Annotated in this window: 3 protein-coding genes; all 3 read left to right on the forward strand. The window is 59.0% G+C overall.

Annotated features, from left to right (window positions below; translation table 11 throughout):
* Positions 1–1,372, forward strand: a 1,372-nt coding sequence (gad, locus tag HV765_RS31580) for a glutamate decarboxylase (protein WP_175172192.1), incomplete at its 5' end; no start/stop codon positions are given.
* Positions 1,373–1,432: 60 nt separating this feature from the next.
* Positions 1,433–3,007, forward strand: a complete 1,575-nt coding sequence (gadC, locus tag HV765_RS31585; protein ID WP_175172194.1) for a glutamine/gamma-aminobutyrate antiporter GadC — start codon at positions 1,433–1,435, stop codon at positions 3,005–3,007.
* A gap of 56 nt (positions 3,008–3,063) precedes the next feature.
* Positions 3,064–3,563, forward strand: a 500-nt coding sequence (locus tag HV765_RS31590; RefSeq protein ID WP_175172196.1) for a glutaminase, incomplete at its 3' end; no start/stop codon positions are given.

Consider the following 3,563-nt stretch of genomic DNA (forward strand, 5'->3'; position numbering starts at 1 on the left):
GTCCGATTCCCTCGATTCCCGTTTTGGCTCGGAAGTCATGGGGCACGTCGCGGAATCAAAGGTCTTTCCCAAAGGCCAGATGCGGGAAGACGTTGCATACCAGATCATCACCGACGAACTGTATCTTGACGGAAATGCACGTCAGAATCTGGCGACTTTTTGCCAGACTTGGGACGATGAAAACGTCCACAAGCTGATGGATCTGTCGATCAACAAAAACTGGATCGACAAGGAAGAATATCCGCAGTCGGCCGCCATCGATTTGCGCTGCGTGAACATGATGGCGGACCTCTGGAATGCCCCGACGCCCGCGAACGGCCAGGCGGTCGGCACCAACACCATTGGTTCGTCCGAGGCATGCATGCTGGGCGGAATGGCCATGAAGTGGCGCTGGCGCAAGCGTATGCAGGCCGCCGGCAAGCCTACCGACAAGCCCAATTTTGTTTGTGGTCCCGTGCAAGTGTGTTGGCACAAGTTTGCGCGCTACTGGGATGTCGAGATCCGCGAAATCCCGATGGAGCCCGGCAAGCTGTTCATGGACCCCGAGCGCATGATCGCCGCCTGCGACGAAAACACCATTGGCGTCGTGCCCACGTTCGGCGTGACGTACACCGGCAACTACGAGTTTCCGCTGGCCCTGCACGAGGCGCTGGACAAGCTGCACAAGGACAAGGGCTGGGACATCGACATGCATATCGACGCCGCAAGCGGCGGCTTTCTTGCACCGTTTGTCGCGCCTGACATCGTTTGGGACTTCCGCCTGCCCCGCGTGAAATCCATCAGCTCATCGGGTCACAAGTTCGGCCTGGCGCCGCTAGGCTGCGGCTGGGTCATCTGGCGCGACGCTGCGGCGCTGCCCAACGAACTTGTGTTCAACGTGGACTACCTGGGCGGGCAGGTGGGCACCTTCGCCATCAACTTTTCCCGGCCTGCAGGGCAAGTCATTGCCCAGTACTACGAATTTCTGCGTCTGGGCCGCGAAGGCTACACAAAAGTGCAGACCGCGCTTTATCAGGTCGCGTCTTACATCGCGCAAGAAGTCGCCAAGCTGGGGCCTTACGAGATGATCTGCAGCGGCGATCCGAAAGAAGGCATTCCCGCCGTGTGCTTCAAGATCAAGGAAGGCGCAAAGATCGGGTACACGCTGTACGACTTGTCCGAGCGCTTACGGCTTCGGGGATGGCAAGTGCCGGCATTCGCACTGAACGGGAAGATGTCCGACACCGTCGTGATGCGCATCATGTGCCGGCGCGGGTTCGAGATGGATTTCGCAGCGTTGCTGATCGAGGACATGAAGGGCGCACTGGCCTATCTGGCTGAGCACCCGTCCTTGCACGGCGTCGCCAGCGAAGAAGGGTTCAACCACACCTGAACGTGGTCTGACGCTTTCCCATCCGATCGTCAATAGATCTCCATTCTGGGGGAATGATCTATGCCTGACTCGCTTCCAAACAAAGCGGTGAGCAAGCCTTCGCTCAAAAAACTCGGAATCGGCACCGTCGCGATCATGAACATCGTCGCGGTGGTCAGCCTGCGTGGTTTGCCGGCAGAAGCCGAATACGGTTTGAGCTCCATCTTCTACTACCTCTTTGCTGCGGTATTTTTCCTGATTCCCGTCTCGCTGGTTGCAGCTGAACTGGCAACGGGATGGTCCGAGAAAGGCGGGATCTTCCGCTGGGTGGGCGAGGCCTTCGGGCCACGCCTGGCCTTCCTCGCCATGTTCATGTTGTGGGTCGAGGTCACCGTCTGGTTTCCTACCGCGCTCACGTTCGGGGCGGTATCGCTGGCGTTCATCGGGCCAGACCAGAGATGGGATGAAGCACTGTCCGCCAACAAGTACTTCATCCTGGCCATCGTGCTCGGCATCTATTGGCTAGCCACATTCATTGCGTTCCGTGGCGTGGAGACCTTTGCAAAGGTCTCCAAGTGGGGGGGGATAGTCGGCACCATCATTCCGGCGATTATCCTCATCGTGCTGGGGTTCTCGTATCTGTTTGCGGGCAACACGCCGCAAATCAAGTTGTCTTGGGGCGAGGTGATTCCCGACTTCACCAACTTTGACAACATCGTGCTGGCGGCAAGCATCTTCCTGTTCTATGCCGGCATGGAAATGAACGCCATCCACGTCCAGGAAGTCGATAACCCGAAACGCAACTACCCCATCGCCATCATGCTGTCGGCGGTGGGCACGGTGCTGATCTTCGTGTTGGGTACGCTGGCGATTGCGTTTGTCATTCCTCAATCAGACATCAACCTGACACAGAGTCTGCTGGTGGCCTACAACGACATGTTCAAGTGGGCTGGCGTGGCCTGGCTGGGACCCGTCGTCGCCGTGGCCTTGGCCATTGGGGTGCTTGCGGGTGTGGTGACCTGGGTGGCTGGCCCATCGTCCGGCTTGTTGGTGGTGGCCAAGGCGGGCTACTTGCCGCGGTGGTGGCAGCACACCAATGCGCACGGCATGGCCACGCACATCCTGTTGCTTCAGGCGGTCATCGTAAGCCTGTTGGCGACGCTGTTCGTGGTGTTGCCTTCGGTGCAGGCGGTGTACCAGATGCTGAGCCAGCTGACGGTCATCCTCTACCTGGTGATGTACCTGTTGATGTTCTCCGCGGCAATTTATCTGCGCCGCAGCCAGCCCGACCGTCCGCGGCCTTACCGCATACCGGGCGGGGACATGGGGATGTACATCATCGGTGGCGCCGGATTCGTCGGTTCGTTGCTGGCGTTCGTCTTCAGCTTCATTCCGCCCAGTCAGATCTCCGTGGGCAGCCCCTCCACGTACGTTGAAATACTGGTGGGCTTGACCGTCTTCTTCTGCATCATTCCGTTCTTGATCTACATGGTGCGCAAGCCCGGCTGGCGTGATGAGGACAGTGATTTTGCGCCGTTCACCTGGCAGGCAAAACAGACGGTACCCAGCACAACGGTGACGGGTACGCCCGTGGCTACAAGCAGCGCTTCGCCTGCGGCAAGCGGCTCGGCCACCTCGCCTTCCTCCAGATCCTGATAAGCGAAGCCGGGAAATCCGCTCAACGGATTTCCCGGTTATCGCCGGAGATTCTCATGGCTATTGATCTCAATACGCTGAAGGCGGCGGTTGATGCTGCCTACGCTCAACATCATGCGGCGCCGGGCGGCGCCAACGCTGACTACATTCCCTACCTGGCAAAGGTGCCGTCCGACCTGTCAGGCGTTGTGGTCGTGACCGTCGACGGCGACGTCTTCGCCGCTGGCGACACAGACTATCCGTTCGCTATCGAGTCAATTTCCAAAGTCTGCACACTGGCGCTGGCCTTGGAGGATGTGGGGCCGGACGCCGTACAGGAAAAGATAGGCGCGGACCCGACCGGGCTACCGTTCAATTCAGTCATTGCATTGGAATTGCATGGCGACAAGCCTTTGTCTCCGTTGGTCAACGCCGGCGCGATGTCGACGACTAGCGTCATCAAGGCAAGTTCCGTTGAAGAACGCTGGACGCGCATCCTCGACATGCAGTCGCGGCTTGCCGGCGCAAAGCTTGAGATGTCGCACGACGTCAACCAATCCGAGCAAAGCACGAATTT

The organism is Achromobacter kerstersii (assembly GCF_902859595.1).
Classification (GTDB): Bacteria; Pseudomonadota; Gammaproteobacteria; order Burkholderiales; family Burkholderiaceae_B; genus Achromobacter; species Achromobacter kerstersii.